This window comes from Streptomyces sp. B21-105 (assembly GCF_036898465.1).
Taxonomy (GTDB): Bacteria; Actinomycetota; Actinomycetes; order Streptomycetales; family Streptomycetaceae; genus Streptomyces.
Genome location: NZ_JARUMJ010000001.1, coordinates 239,045 through 253,951 on the forward strand (window position 1 = coordinate 239,045; position 14,907 = coordinate 253,951).

At 71.3% G+C, this 14,907-nt stretch carries 10 protein-coding genes; 1 reads left to right on the forward strand and 9 read right to left on the reverse strand.

Translation table 11 applies throughout. The features are described from left to right. The first annotated feature begins 198 nt into the window (after positions 1–198). Complete coding sequence (locus QA802_RS00825; RefSeq protein ID WP_334517358.1) at positions 199–996, forward strand: IclR family transcriptional regulator; 798 nt, start codon at positions 199–201, stop codon at positions 994–996. Positions 997–1,013: 17 nt separating this feature from the next. On the opposite strand, the gene folP is transcribed toward QA802_RS00825, so the two are convergent. From folP to QA802_RS00870, 9 genes are all read right to left on the reverse strand, one after another. Then, positions 1,014–1,838, reverse strand: coding sequence for a dihydropteroate synthase (gene folP / locus QA802_RS00830; protein WP_334517360.1), 825 nt, complete (start codon positions 1,836–1,838; stop codon positions 1,014–1,016). Between the two features lie 242 nt (positions 1,839–2,080). Further along, positions 2,081–2,701 (reverse strand): sarcosine oxidase subunit gamma, encoded by a 621-nt coding sequence (locus tag QA802_RS00835; protein ID WP_334517361.1) that lies wholly within the window; start codon positions 2,699–2,701, stop codon positions 2,081–2,083. Beyond that, entirely contained in the window at positions 2,694–5,927 is a 3,234-nt protein-coding gene (locus QA802_RS00840; protein WP_334517363.1) for a sarcosine oxidase subunit delta family protein, read from the reverse strand. Before QA802_RS00840 ends, QA802_RS00835 begins: the two co-directional genes overlap by 8 nt. A gap of 11 nt (positions 5,928–5,938) precedes the next feature. Then, positions 5,939–7,171, reverse strand: a complete 1,233-nt coding sequence (locus QA802_RS00845) for a sarcosine oxidase subunit beta family protein (RefSeq protein ID WP_334517365.1) — start codon at positions 7,169–7,171, stop codon at positions 5,939–5,941. Positions 7,172–7,229: 58 nt separating this feature from the next. Then, positions 7,230–8,090, reverse strand: coding sequence for a bifunctional methylenetetrahydrofolate dehydrogenase/methenyltetrahydrofolate cyclohydrolase (locus tag QA802_RS00850; protein ID WP_334517367.1), 861 nt, complete (start codon positions 8,088–8,090; stop codon positions 7,230–7,232). Positions 8,091–8,127: 37 nt separating this feature from the next. Beyond that, on the reverse strand, positions 8,128–10,566 hold the full coding sequence (locus QA802_RS00855; protein WP_334517368.1) for a GcvT family protein: 2,439 nt from the start codon (positions 10,564–10,566) through the stop codon (positions 8,128–8,130). 236 nt (positions 10,567–10,802) lie between these two features. Further along, positions 10,803–11,780: an ABC transporter substrate-binding protein gene (locus QA802_RS00860; protein ID WP_334517370.1), complete on the reverse strand. Its 978-nt coding sequence runs from the start codon at positions 11,778–11,780 to the stop codon at positions 10,803–10,805. Positions 11,781–11,793: 13 nt separating this feature from the next. Next, on the reverse strand, positions 11,794–13,812 hold the full coding sequence (locus tag QA802_RS00865) for an ABC transporter permease (RefSeq protein ID WP_334517372.1): 2,019 nt from the start codon (positions 13,810–13,812) through the stop codon (positions 11,794–11,796). Continuing rightward, the gene (locus QA802_RS00870) at positions 13,812–14,897 is read right to left on the reverse strand and encodes a quaternary amine ABC transporter ATP-binding protein (protein WP_334517374.1); all 1,086 of its coding nucleotides are present in this window, start codon (positions 14,895–14,897) and stop codon (positions 13,812–13,814) included. Before QA802_RS00870 ends, QA802_RS00865 begins: the two co-directional genes overlap by 1 nt. Positions 14,898–14,907 lie beyond the last annotated feature (10 nt).

Below are 14,907 nucleotides of genomic sequence, written 5' to 3' on the forward strand. Positions count from 1 at the left end.
AACGACGACCAAACTGTCCCGTCGGCGACTCCCCCTGTCAAGAGGTCGACCGCATCGACTTGCGCATGCCCCCTCGGCGCCACCCTCTTCCCCGGACGGGAGGGGCCGTGCGACCATGCGGGCGACCGGTTCCGGCCAGCGCCGATCCTTGCCGCGGACACCTCGGGATCTCCGGACGCGACTGCGTATAGTTGCATCATGAGCAACTACGCGGCAGAGGACGCAACAACAGGGTCTGCGGTGAACGGTGTGCAGTCCGTCGACCGCGCCGTCAGCGTCCTGGAGATCCTCGCCCGGCGCGGCGAGGCCGGTGTCAGCGAGGTCGCCGCCGAGATCGACGTCCACAAGTCCACCGCGTTCCGGCTTCTCGGGGCGCTGGAGGCACGCGGACTGGTCGAGCAGACCGCCGAACGGGGCAAGTACCGGCTCGGTTTCGGCATCGTGCGGCTCGCCGGCGCCGTCACCGGCAGACTCGACATCACCCAGCAGGGCCGGCAGGTCTGCGAGCGGCTCAGCGAGGAGATCGGCGAGACCGTCAACATCGCGGTGCTGCAGGAGCACTACGCGGTCAACCTCCACCAGGTACGCGGGCCCGGCGCGGTCGGCACCCACAACTGGGTCGGTCAGCTCACCCCCGTGCACGCCACGTCCAGCGGCAAGATCCTGCTGGCCCATCTGTCGGAGCGACGGCGGGCCGAGGTGCTGGAGGCGTCCGGGTTGCGGAAGCTGACGCCGCACACCCTCACCACCAGGACGAAGCTGGAGAAGGACCTCACCGAGGCGCGCGAGCTCGGTTACGCGGTGACGATGGAGGAGCTGGAGATCGGACTGCACGCGATGGCGGCCCCGATCCGCTCCCGCGAGGGCGAGGTCATCGCCGCGCTCAGCGCCTCCGGCCCGGCCTACCGCTTCACCGAGGAACGCATGCGCGAGCTCGTGCCCGTGCTGACGCGGGGCGCGGGGGAGATCAGCCGCAGAATGGGCTACCTGGGCTGACCGCCCGAGAAGGGCACTCAGCCCAGCGGCGCCCGCGCCGCCGCCGTCTCGACGCCCCAGCGGGCGGTCACCCGCACGGCGTCCAGCGTCGAGGCGACATCGTGCACCCGCAGGCACCAGACGCCCTGAGCGGCGGCGAGTGCGGACACCGCGGTGGTCGCGGCGTCACGCTCGCGCGCCGGGCGCGGTTCCCCTGTCGTCGGGTCGGCCAGCAGGCGCCCCAGGAACGCCTTGCGGGACGCGCCCAGCAGGACGGGACGGCCCAGCGCGCGGATCTCCCCGAGGCGGCCCAGCAGCTCCCAGTTGTGCTCGGCCGCCTTGGCGAAGCCCAGCCCGGGATCGACGATCAGCGACCCGGGCGGGACGCCCGCCTCCAGAGCGGCGTCGATCCGCAGCCGCACTTCGCCGAGCACCTCCCCCACCGCGTCGCCGTAGACGGCGTTCGCCTGCATCCCGGCGGAGTGGCCACGCCAGTGCATCAGCACGTACGGCACTCCCGCCCGCGCCATCAGGGGCAGCATCCCGGCATCGGCGAGGCCCCCCGACACGTCGTTGACCAGCCGTGCGCCCGCCTCCAGGGCGCGGGCGGCGACCTCCGCCCGCATGGTGTCGACACTGACGACCGCGCCCGCCGCCGCGAGACGCCGGACGACGGGCAATACCCGTCGCAGCTCCTCCTCGACCGGTGGGCGCAGCGCGCCGGGGCGGGTCGACTCCCCGCCCACGTCCACGATGTCCGCGCCCTGCTCCAGCAGGGCGAGCCCGTGCGTCACGGCAGCGTGCTCGGCGAACGACAGGCCGCCGTCGGAGAACGAGTCCGGCGTGACGTTCACGACGCCCATGACCAGCGTCCGGCCGGGCCGCGGAAGGCCATGCGGAGACAGGTCCAAAGTCAGGTCCGGCGTTCCCGGACACGGGGGTCTGCCGGTGGCGGGGGCCGTGACGATCACTGGTGTCCGACTTTCGACGTGCTGACAGGACGCGTGGGCGGGACTCGTGGGCGGGACACGTGACAGGTGCGCACGCCCTGCCGCACACAGCCCTGTGGGAGCCCTTCACCGGAGCTCCCACAGGGGTGACGGGGTCACCCCGCAGGGGTGACTCGGACGTACTCCGTGGCCGCGTCGAGCAGCCAGTCGGCCAGATACCCGGCGAACGAGGAGCGGACCAGGATCCAGAAACCGGCGCTGGGCTCCTCACGCGCGACCAGGACGACCTGGGTGCGGCCCAGGGTGGTCTGGGCACAGCGGCCGGGACGGAAGGCCCTCGGATGCAGGTCCAGCGAGCAGCCGTGGGCCAGCAGGTCACGGGCGCCCCCGCCGGCGACCAGGACCGTGGTGCGCTGCGCGGAGACGTCGGTGACCGCGACCGGCTCCTCTCCCGCGGCCTCCCGGATCCGGCTCTCCAGTTCACGCTCCCCGCCCGGCGGCCCCACGAGCAGCCACTCGTCGGGGCCGAGCCAGAGCGCGGTCAGCTCCCCCGCGCGGACGACGGTGTCGGGCTCCAGGGGCAGCGGAAGACCCAGTGCGAGGCCGACGGCGTCGGCCGCCGCCCCCTTGGCCTCGAGACGCACGTCGAGCTGGGTGAGGAAGGGGAGTTCGGCCAGCCCGATCGTGCCCCCGGAGGCACGGGTGACGGCGGCCAGCCGGTCGGCGGCCCCGGCCAGCGGGCTGCGGGGCCGGGAGGTCGGGGCGGTGTCAGCCATCGCGGCGGGCTCCCTCGGGGTCGTAGAGGACGGGGCTCGCGACGGTCACCGGGACCAGTCGGTCGCCCACGGGGGCGTACAGCCGCTCGCCGATGCGGTCCCGGCCGCCCTTGATAAGGGCGAGCGCGAAGGTGCGGCCGAGGGCGGCGCTGCGGTAGCTGGAGGTGACATGGCCGAGCATCGGCACGGGCGGGGCCGACAGCACGCTGTCGGCGACCAGGTGGGTGCCCTCGGGGAGGAACGCGGCCGGGTCCTCGGGGAGCAGGCCGACGAGATGCTTGCGGTCCGGGCGCACCGTGTCGGCGCGGGCGAAGGAGCGCTTGCCGATGAAGTCGGGCTTCTTCTTGGAGACCGCCCAGCTCATGCCGAGGTCCTGAGGGGTGACCGTGCCGTCGGTGTCCTGGCCGATGATCGGGTAGCCCTTCTCGGCGCGCAGGACGTGCATGGTCTCGGTGCCGTACGGGGTGATGCCGTACGGGGCTCCGGCCTCGTACAGGGCCTCCCAGACGGTCAGGGCCTCCCACGGCGACACGTTGATCTCGTAGGCGAGTTCGCCGGAGAAGCTGATCCGGCAGACCCGGGCCTCGACGCCCGCGACGGTCGTCTCGCGCCAGGCCATGAACGGGAAGTCCTCGTTGGCGACGGCGAGCCCGGGTGCGAGGGAGCCGAGCACCTCACGGGACCTCGGGCCGACCAGGGCGACGGTGGCCCACTGTTCGGTCACGGACGTGCAGTGCACCTTCAGTCCGGGCCACTCCGTCTGGAGCCACTCCTCCATCCAGTCCAGGACGGCGGCGGCGTTGCCGGTCGTCGTGGTGACCAGGTAGCGGTCCCGGTCGACCCGGATGACGGTGCCGTCGTCGAAGACCATGCCGTCCGGGCGGCACATCACGCCGTAGCGGATCATGCCGACCTTCAGGGTGCTCATCATGTTGGTGTAGAGCAGGTCGAGGAAGACCCCGGCGTCCGGGCCCTGGACGTCGATCTTGCCGAGGGTGGAGGCGTCCATGAAGCCCACGCCCTCGCGGGTCGCCGCGCACTCGCGCAGCACTGCGGCCTCCATGTCCTCCCCGGCCTGCGGGTAGTACCAGGGGCGCTTCCACTGACCGACGTTCTCGAACAGCGCGCCGTGCCCGGCATGCCACTCGTGCAGGGCCGTCGTGCGGACCGGGTCGCTCAGCACGCCCCGGTCGCGGCCCGCGAGGGCGGCGAACGAGACCGGTGTGTACGGCGGGCGGAAGGTGGTCGTCCCGAGGGCCGAGACGTCCACGCCGAGCAGTTCGGCGACGGCGCCGCTCGCCAGCACGCCGGAGGTCTTGCCCTGGTCGTTGGCGGTGCCGGCCGTGGTGTACCGCTTGGTGTGCTCGACCGAGCGCAGGCCGGCGCCGGTCGCGCGGGCCAGGTCGGCCACCGTGACATCACGCTGGAGGTCGACGAACCGGGGAGCCTCGGACTCGCCGGGGACGACAAACACGTGCATCGGCGGTGTCGGGGCGGGCTGCGCGGCCACCGCCGGGAGGCGGGGCGCCTCGGCCGTGTACCCCTCGGCCTCTATCGCGCGGGCGCCGGCGGCGGCGCCCTGGGCGAGGACGGCGGCCGGGTCGAGGAGACCGCTCGCGCCGCCCACGACCTCGACGGCCTGGCGGGCGGTGTCGGGCACGAAGGAGCCCAGTGTCTCGTCGTGGCGCAGCTTGCCGCCGGACTGGCTGAACAGGTGCGCCACCGGGTTCCAGCCGCCGGACACCAGCAGCAGGTCGGCGGGGAACTCCCGCTGCCCGGCGGACTCGCCGTAGGGGGCGGCGGTCACGGCGGTGAGGCGGGCCTCGCCCTGCGTGCCGGTGACGGCGTGCCCGGCCAGGACCTCGATGCCGGCGGCCCGGGCACGCTCGGCCCACTCCCCCGGTTCGGGGCGGGTGTCGACGATCGCCGTGACGGCGAGGCCCGCCGAGGCGAGGTCCAGGGCTGCCGCGTAGGCGCTGTCGTTGGTGGTGAAGACGACCGCGTGGCGGCCGGGCAGGGCGCCGTGGCGGTTGACGTGGGTGCGGGCCGAGGAGGCCAGCATCACGCCGGGGCGGTCGTTGTCCGCGAAGGCCAGCGAGCGTTCGTGGGCCCCGGTCGCGAGGACCACGCGACGGGCGCGGATGCGCCAGACGCGTTCCCGGGAGACGTTCTCCGGGGCGGCGGCGCCGAGATGGTTGGTGCGGCGCTCGACGGCGAGGAGGTGGTTGTCGTCGTAGTAGCCGAAGACGGTGGTGCGGCGAAGGACGCGGACCTCGGGGGCGGCGTCGAGCAGGGCGGCGGTCTCGGCCACCCAGTCGAGGTGTTCGGCGGTGCCGAGGAGGCTGCCGCCGAGCTCGGGCTGGTCGGCGGCGAGGATCACGCGGGCGCCGCTGTGCGCCGCCGCGGCGGCGGCCGCGAGGCCCGCCGGTCCCGCGCCGACGACCAGCAGGTCGCAGTGGGCGTGTACGGCGTCGTAGCGGGCCGGGTCGGGTTCGGTGGCGAGGCGGCCCTGGCCGGGGAGGCTGGTGGCGACCAGGCCGTCGTACAGCTCGACGGTCGTCGCGGGAAGCATCGGTTCGGGGAATGGTTCCTCGATCTGGATGACGGCGTTGGGCTCCTCGACGCCGGCGGAGAAGATGCCTCGGGGGCGGCCGAGCTTGATGCTGGTGCCGACCTGGATGACGCCGTTGGCGAGGAGGGCGGAGGCGAGGGTGTCGCCTCGGTGGCCCTGGTACTCGGTGCCGTCGAAGGTGAAGGTGAGGAGGGTGTCGCGGTCGATGCGGCCTCGGGTGGGGTGGCGGAACGGTTGGGTTGTCTCGCCCCCGCCGCCCCTTCCCGTCCCGTCCCTGGGGGCGCTGTCCCCAGACCCCCGTTCCGCCTGGACGGCCTCGTCCTCAAGCTCCCCCAGAGGGGGGACCCCCGGACGGGCTGAATGGGCCGGGCTCGGGTCCGGGGTTTCCGGGCGGTCCTCGCCCGTGCGGTACACCGTCAGGATCTCGTTCGTCGAGGTGTCGCGGATCGCGTTGAACCAGCGGCGGCAGCCCGCCGCGTGGCTCCAGCGTTCGGCGAAGGGGCCCTTGGTGTTGTCGCGGAAGAAGAGGTAGCGGGCCCACTCCTCGTCGGTGAGGGTCGAGGGGGTCTCGGGGTAGGCCACGTGGGCCTGGCCGCCGTAGTGGAACTCGGCCTCGTCGCGGGGCCCGCACCACGGGCAGGGGATGAGCAGCATGGTTGGGCTCCCTAGTGGGCCACCGCGGCCGCGCCGTGCTCGTCGACGAGCGCGCCGGTGGTGAAACGGTCGAGCGAGAAGGGGGCGTTGAGGGCGTGCGGGGTGTCGTGGGCGATGGTGTGGGCGTAGACCCAGCCGACGCCCGGGGTGGCCTTGAAACCGCCGGTTCCCCAGCCGCAGTTGAGGTAGAGGTTGTCGACGGGGCTGAGCCCGACGATCGGCGAGGCGTCGGGGCTGACGTCGACGATGCCGCCCCAGGTGCGCAGGACGTGGGCGCGGGCGAAGACCGGGAAGAGCTCCAGGGCCGCGGCCATCTGCTCCTCGATGATGTGGAAGGCGCCGCGCTGGGTGTACGAGTTGTACGCGTCGATGCCCGCACCCATCACCAGCTCGCCCTTGTGTGCCTGGCTGACGTACACGTGCACGGCGTTGGACATGACGACCGTGGGGTGCACCGGCTCCAGGAGCTCGGAGACGAGGGCCTGCAACGGGTGCGACTGGACGGGGAGTTGGATGCCGACCATGGCGGCGAGGACCGAGGTGTGGCCCGCCGAGCAGAGGGCGACCTTGCCCGCCGCGATGCGGCCACGAGTCGTCCGGACGCCGACGACCCGGTTGTCGACCACGTCGAGGCCGGTGACCTCGCAGTTCTGGATGATGTCGATGCCGGCCGCGTCGGCGGAGCGGGCCAGGCCCCAGGCCACGTGGTCGTGCTTGGCGATGCCGGCGCGCGGCTGGTAGGTGGCGCCGAGGACCGGGTAGCGCACGTCCTGGGAAATGTTGACGATGGGGCAGACTTCCTTGACGCCGTCGGCGTCGAGCCACTCCGCGTCCACGCCGTTGAGGCGGTTGGCCTCCACGCGGCGCACGCTGTCGCGGACGTCCTGGAGGCTGTGCGCGAGGTTCAGCACACCACGCTGGGAGAAGAGGATCGGGTAGTCGAGCTCCTCCTCCAGTCCCTCCCAGAGCTTCAGGGCGTGCTCGTAGATGCCGGCGCTCTCGTCCCACAGGTAGTTGGAGCGGATGATCGTGGTGTTGCGGGCCATGTTGCCGCCGCCGAGCCAGCCCTTCTCCAGCACCGCGACATCGGTGATGCCGTGGTTCTTCGCCAGATAGTGGGCGGTGGCCAGGCCGTGTCCGCCGCCGCCTACGATCACGACGTCGTACGACTTCTTCGGCTCGGGGTCGCGCCACAGCCAGTCGGGGTGCTCGGGGAGGTCTGCGCCGGGGGTGCGGGGGCTCATCGGACGTCTCCGTCTTCCGAAGGGTACGGGTGCTGCGGGTACTGGGGGGCGTGCGCGTTCATACGGCGGTGGCGTTCCTCTCGGCGGCCTCGACGACGTTGGCCAGCAGCATCGCGCGGGTCATGGGGCCCACGCCGCCGGGCATCGGCGCGATCCAGCCGGCGACCTGGGCGGCGTCCGGGTGGATGTCGCCGACCAGGCCCTGGTCGGTGCGGGTGATGCCGACGTCCAGGACGGCCGCGCCGGTGCGCAGCATGTCCTTGGTGATCAGGCCGGGTGAGCCGGCCGCCGCGATGACGATGTCGGCCTCGCGGGTGTGCCAGGCCAGGCCCTTGGTGCCGGTGTGGCACAGGGTCACGGTGGCGTTCTCGGAGCGGCGGGTGAGCAGCAGGCCGATGGGACGGCCGACCGTGATGCCCCGGCCGACCACGCAGACCCGGGCGCCGGCGAGCGGTACGTCGTGGCGGCGCAGGAGTTCGACGATGCCGCGCGGGGTGCACGGCAGCGGGGCGTCCACGCCGAGAGTGAGCCGGCCCAGGTTGACGGGGTGGAGTCCGTCGGCGTCCTTGGCCGGGTCCATGCGTTCCAGGACGGCGCCTGCGTCGAGGTGGCGGGGCAGCGGGAGCTGGACGATGTAGCCGGTGCAGGCCGGGTCCGCGTTCAGTTCGTCGATGACGTCCTCGACCTGCTGCTGGGTGGCGTCGGCGGGCAGGTCGCGGCGGATGGAGGCGATACCGACCTGGGCGCAGTCGCGGTGCTTGCCGGCGACATAGGCGTGGCTGCCGGGGTCCTCGCCGACCAGGACGGTGCCGAGACCCGGCGGGCGGTCGCCGGCGGCGGTCAACTTGGCCACGCGCTCCGTGAGTTCGCGGCGGATGTCGGCGGCGGTCGCCTTGCCGTCGAGCAGAGTTGCGTTCACCGGCGGTGTTCCTTCCCTCTTCGGTCGTGGCCGGGGGTCAGCCACGGAGGCGGGACATGGTGGGGTCGAACAGGGGCTCCTCGCTGACGACCGCCTCGACGCGCTGGTCGAAGTAGCCGATGTGCAGCACCGTCCCGGGGGCCGTGAGTTCCGTCGGGAGCCAGGCGTAGGCGATGCCCTTGCCGATGGTGTAGCCGTAGGCGGCGCTGGTGACGTAGCCGACGGGGCGGTCGCCGTCGAGGACCGGCTCCTTGCCCAGGACGACCGACCGGGGGTCGTCGATGACGAGGCAGGACAGCTTGCGCCGGACGTTCTCCTTGCGGCGCAGCAGGGCGGCCTTGCCGACGAAGTCGTCCTTGTCGAGCTTGACGGCGAAGCCGACGCCGGCCTCGTAGGGGTCGTGCTCGTAGGTCATGTCGGTGCCGAAGGAGCGGTAGCCCTTCTCCAGGCGCAGGCTGTTGAAGGCGCCGCGGCCGGCGATGACGCCGCCGAGCGGCCGGGCCGCCTGCCACAGGGTGTCCCAGAGCTTCTGGCCCTGGTCGGCGGTGGTGTAGATCTCCCAGCCGAGTTCGCCGACGTAGCTCAGGCGCATGGCGGTGACGGGCACCGAACCGATGTAGGCGCGCTTGGCGCGGAAATACTTCAGGCCGTCGTTCGAGAAGTCGGCGTCGGTGAGGGGCTGGAGGACCTTGCGGGCCAGCGGGCCCCACAGGCCGACGCAGCAGGTGCCGGGGGTGATGTCACGGACCTGGACGGTGCCGTCGGCCGGGAGGTGCCGGGTGATCCAGTCCAGGTCGAGGTTGCCGTTGGCGCCGATCTGGAAGGTGTCGTGGGCGAGCCGGGCGACGGTGACGTCGCTGCGGATGCCGCCGTCGTGGTCGAGGAAGAGGGTGTAGGTCACCGAGCCGACGGACTTGGCCACCTTGCCGGTGCACAGGCGCTCCAGGAGGTCGGCGGCGCCGGGGCCGCTCACCTCCAGGCGCTTGAGGGCCGTCATGTCGTACATCGCGACGGTCTCGCGGGTGGCCTGGGCCTCGGCGCCGACGATCGGCGACCAGAACCGTGCGGCCCAGTCGCCCGGGGTGGGGATGGAACGGCCCTCGACGAGGCCGGCGTTGGCCTCGTACCACTGCGGGCGCTCCCAGCCGTTCGCCTCCAGGAAGAAGGCGCCGTGATCCTGCTGGCGGGCGTGGAAGGGGCTGGTGCGGATCGGGCGCGGGTCCCCGGACGGCTGGAGGGGGTGGAGGATGTCGTAGACCTCGACGAAGTTCTGGCAGTCGCGGGCCAGGACGTACTCCGGGGCGAGCTGGTGCGGCTCGAAGCGGTTGACGTCGCACTCGTGCAGGTCGAAGGAGGAGCAGTAGCCGTCGACCAGCCATTCGGCCATGGCCCGGCCGACGCCGGCGGAATGGGTGACCCAGACCGCCTCGGCGACCCAGAAGCCCTTGACGTCCCGTGACTCGCCGAGGAGGGGGAAGTTGTCGGTGGTGAAGGAGAACAGGCCGTTGATGCCCTCCTCGATCTTCGCCTCCTTGGTGGAGGGGAGCAGCGCCTGGGTCTCGGTCCAGGCGTCCGCGAAGTCGTCTTCGGTGAACTTCAGGACCGACGGCATGTCGTCGGCCTCGTCCACGGAGAGGATCTCGTCGGCGGTGATGGGCATCGGGCGGTGGCCGTAGTAGCCGATGCCGATGCCGTCGAAGCGGTCGCGGTAGTAGAGGTCGGCGTCCTGGTGGCGCAGGATCGGCCGGATCGCCTCCTCGGTCTGGCCGGCGAGCGCCGGGATCGGGCCGGTCCAGGCGAGTTGGTGGGCGAGCGGGGTGAGTGGGAGGTTCATGCCGGCCATGCGGGCGATCTTCGGGCCCCAGATGCCGGCGCAGCACACGACGATGTCCGCGGGGATCTCGCCCTGGTCGGTGAGGACGCCGGTGACCTCGCCGTCGGCCTTCAGGACGTCGAGGACCTCGTGGCGCGACAGGAAGGCCACGCCGCGCTCGGCGGCCCGGCGGATCTGCGCCTCGACGGCGAGGACCGCCTTGGCGAGGCCGTCGGTGGGGACCAGGAGGCCGCCGAGGACCTTGTCGGGGTTGACCAGGGGGTGCTGCTCGAGGCATTCGTCCGCGGTGAGCAGGCGGGCCTCGATGCCCCAGGCGGTGATCCAGCCGTGCCGGCGGCGCAGTTCGGTCAGGCGCTCGGGGGTGGTGGCCACTTCGAGGCCGCCGACCTGGAGGAAGCAGGGCTTGCCGTCGACGTCGAGGGAGCAGAACTTCTCGACGGTGTAGCGGGCCAGCTCGGTCATCGTCTTGGAGGAGTTCGTCTGGAAGACCAGTCCGGGGGCGTGCGAGCTGGAGCCTCCGGTGGCGGGGAGCGGTCCCTGGTCGACCACGGTCACCTCGGTCCAGCCTCGCGCGGAGATCTCGTCCGCGAGAGCCGCTCCCACGACTCCCGCTCCGATGATGACCACTCGGGGTCCCGCCATCGCCGCACCTCCGGTCTGTTGATCAGCCGAGCCGATCGAGTTGCTGTTTACGCAACGCGGTTCAGGTTGCGCAACTCAATGTGCCTTCCGCGCAGGTGGGTGTCAAGGGGCCCGGGACCTCGGAAAACAGGGGGAGAAAAGGGCCCGGACACGGCGATGCCCGGTGGGCGGCGCGCATCCCGCGCGCACCGCCCACCGGGCAGGGTCCGACCGGCTGCCCACGCCGGTCCGTGCGGCTACTTGAGCCAGGCGTCCACCTTCGCGCGGTTGGCGTCGACCCACTTCTCGGCCGCGGCCTCGGGCGTCATCTTGTCCACGGCGATGTACTTGGCCACGATGTTCTGGTCGTCGTTCGTCCAGCTGAAGTTCTTCACCAGGTCATAGGCGGGGCTGCCCGAGTCGGCGAACTTCTTGCTGACGATCTTGTCCAGCTTGTAGACCGGGTAGTCGCAGGCGACCTTCTCGGCGTCGGCGTCGCAGCCCTCCTTGTAGTCGGGCAGCTTCACCTTCACCAGCGGCACCTCGGACATGAACCACTGGGGCTCGTAGAAGTAGCCGATCACCCATTCCTTGTTCTTCTCCGCCTTGCGGAAGGTCTGGATGAGGGCCGTCTCGCTGCCCGCGTACACGACCTTGTAGTCCAGCTTCAGGTTCTTGACCAGCGCCTCGTCGTTGGTGACGAACGACGGGTCGCCGTCGAGGAGCTGGCCCTTGCCACCGGACTCGGACGTCTTGAACTTCGCCGCGTACTTGTCGAGGTTCTCCCAGTTCGTGATGTCCGGGTGCTCCTTGGCCAGCCACGGCGGCACGTACCAGCCGATCAGGCCTTCGTTGCCGGTCGCACCGGCGTCCACGGCGGTCTTCTGGCCGGTGATGTACTTCTTCTTCAGGTCGTCGTGACCCCAGTTCTCGACGACCGCGTCGACCTCACCGGTCCCGAAGCCCTGCCAGGCGATCTCCTCCTTGAGGTCCTTCTTGGTGACCTTGCAGCCGAGGTCCTTCTGCGCGACGTGGGCGATGACCGCCGCGTTCGCCTCGTAACCGACCCACGGGTTGACCGCGAGGTTGAAGGTGCCGCACTTGGCGGAGCTGCCCGAGCCGCCCGCGTCCGAGGAGCTGTCGCCGACCTTCGCACCACCGCACGCGGTGAGGGTGAGGCCGAGAACCGCCATGCCGGCCGCGCCGACGCTCCATCGTCTTGCTTGCCTTGCCATGATCTGTTGCTCCTTATGCGCCGGTACGCCGCGCCGCGGCCTGGGTGATGCGGTCGAACATGACTCCGAGAAGGACGATGGCGAGCCCTGCGGCGAGCCCCTTCCCGAACAGCTGTCCCTGCGAGAATCCGGCCACGACGTCGTAGCCGAGGGCGCCCGCCCCTACCAGGCCGCCCACCACAACCATCGACAGCACGTAGATCAGGCCCTGGTTCGTGGCGAGAGTCAGGGCACCGCGCGCCATCGGCAGCTGGACCTTGGTGATGATCTGCCAGGTGTTGCACCCGGCTGAGGTGGCCGCCTCCACGGTGGCCGGGGGCACGTTCCGCACCCCGTCCGCGATGATCTTCATGGCGACGGGGGCCGCGTAGACGATCGCGGCGACGATCGCCGTGAAACGGGTCGCGCCGAACAACGCGAGGAACGGCACCAGATAGACGAACGGCGGCATGACCTGTGCCGCGTCCAGGCTCGGCCGCAGCACGCGGTCCACCAGCCGGTTTCGGCCCATCCACACGCCGAAGCCGACGCCGAGCAGCATCACGAGAAGGGTGGCGACCACCGTCGAGGCCAGCGTCGTCATGCTGTCCGACCACATCCCGGTGGCGAGAAGCAGTCCCACGCACACCGCTGTGGTGATTCCGGCCCGACGTCCGCCGAGGACGACGCCGAGCGCGATCAGCACGGCGCCGACGAGCCACCACGGGGAGTCCGTGAGCAGCGACTGGAACGGGTTGAGCAGCCCGTTGGTGACGATGTCGCGGACGGTGTTGGTGATACCCGACAGGTTGTCCTGCACCCAGGTCGTCGTGGTGTCCGCCGCGCTCGCGATGGAGCTGCCGATGCCGCCCTCGCCGGGGAACTCGGCCGCCCACACATAGGTGTGCGACATGAAGACCAGGACGGCCGTGACGACCGCGCCCGCGCCGAGCAGCGGCCGCCGCCAGGCGAGGAACCGGTTCTTGGAACGTCGGGCCTCCTCCTCGCGTGCGCTCGCCGCGGTCGTGACCCGGTCGAGGACGATCGCCATGACGACGATGGACAGGCCCGCGTTGAAGGCGGTGCCCACGTCGAGCGACTGGAGCGCCTGGACGACGGTCTTGCCGAGGCCGGGAGCGTCGATGAGGGCCGCGATGGTCACCATGGCCAAGGCGGCCATGATGGTCTGGTTGACGCCCATCACCACGGTCCGCTTGGACATCGGCAGCAGGACCTTCAGCAGGGCCTGCCGGCGCGTCGCCCCAAGCGAGTCGGCCGCCTCCACCGTCGTCTTCGGCACGGTCCGGATGGCGTGCGCGGTGATCCGGATCGCGGGTGGCGCCGCGTAGATCACCGTGGCGATGGTGGCGGAGGCTCCGCCGATGAGGAAGAACAGGGTCAGCGGGGCGAGGTAGACGAAGGTCGGCATCGTCTGCATGAAGTCCAGCAGGGGCGTGATGATCCGGTTGACCCGGTCGGACAGTCCCGCCCACACGCCCAGCGGGATCCCGAACAGCAGCGCCACCAGGACCGCGGAGACGGTGAGCGCCAGGGTGTCCATGCTCTCCTGCCACAGGCCCTGCAGGCCGAGGAAGGTGAAGCCGGCCACCGCCAGCAGCGCGACCCGCCAGTTGCCGAAGGCCCAGGAGACATAGCCCGCGATGCCGACGACGCCGAGCCAGCCGATCTGCGGAAGGGGCCGGCCGACGGAGGGCTGGGAGATCAGCTCCTGCACGAAGGTGGCCACGGAATCGATGACCAGGCGGATCTCGTTGAAGAAGTACAGGAACAGCGGGTTGGAGTTGCGGTTCGCGCCGATCGAGTCGTTGACGTCGTTGAACCACCGGTGCAGATCGGTCAGGTCCGCCGCCCCGAGCGCGAGGGTCTGCTTGCCGCGCAGGACGGCGAACAGCACCAGCCAGACGGCCAGGATCGCGCCGAGGACCAGGGAGCGGCTGATCCTGCGGGGCTCCGCGGCCGGGGCCGGCTCCTCGGCGGGCCGGGTCTTCTCCGGTCGGCCCGGCGGCTCGGTCTTCTCCACGACGACGGTCATCAGGCGCCGCCTTCCTGCCCGGCGACCACGGCGAGGATCTCCTCGTCACCGACGATGCCGAGCAGTTTGCCGTTCTCTACGACCTTGACGGGCTTGTCGGCCGCGAGCACCGCGCGGGTGGCCTCCTTGACCACGACGTCGGGGCCCAGCTCGGGGCCGTCCAGGGCGTCGCCGTCCGCCGGCGGCCGCATGATCCACCGCAGGGTGAGCACATCGCCGCGCGGCACGTCCTTGACGAACTCGCGCACGTAGTCGTTGGCCGGGGCGCCGACCAGCTCGTCGCCGGTGCCGCACTGGACCATCTTGCCGTCCCGCATGATCAGGATGCGGTCGCCCAGCTTGAGGGCCTCGGACAGGTCGTGGGTGATGAACACCATGGTCTTGCCGACCTCGTGGTGCAGGCGGATGACCTCGTTCTGCATGTCGCGGCGGATCAGCGGGTCGAGCGCCGAGAACGGCTCGTCGAAGAAGAGCACGTCGGGGTCGCCGGCCAGCGCGCGGGCCAGGCCGACGCGCTGCTGCATGCCGCCGGACAGCTGGTCGGGGTAGGAGTTCTCGTAGCCGGCGAGGCCGACGAGCTCGACGACCTCCAGTGCCCGCTTGGCACGCTCGGCCCTGCCCATCCCCCGGATCTCCAGGCCGAAGGCCACGTTGTCGACGACCCGGCGGTGGGGCAGCAGCCCGAAGTGCTGGAAGACCATGGAGAACTTTCGGCGGCGCAGGTCGCGCAGGCGCTTGTCGTCGGCCTGGCGGATGTCCTCGCCCTCGAAGACGATCTCGCCCGCGGTGGGCTCGATCAGCCGGGTCAGACATCGCACCAGGGTGGACTTGCCGGAGCCGGACAGCCCCATGACGACGAAGACCTCGCCGGGCGAGACGTCGAAGTGCACGTCGCGCACGGCGGCGGTGCAGCCGGTCCGGTCCATCAGCTCACGCCGGGTGAGACCGCACAGCTCCTCGGACTCCGGCACCCGGTCGGCCTTCGGCCCGAACACCTTCCACAGCCTGCGCACGGAGATGACCGGGGTGGGACCCGAGTCCTGGGGGGTGCCGCGCCGCTGCGGCACCTCGGTCTGGGTGGTCATGTTCGACCTT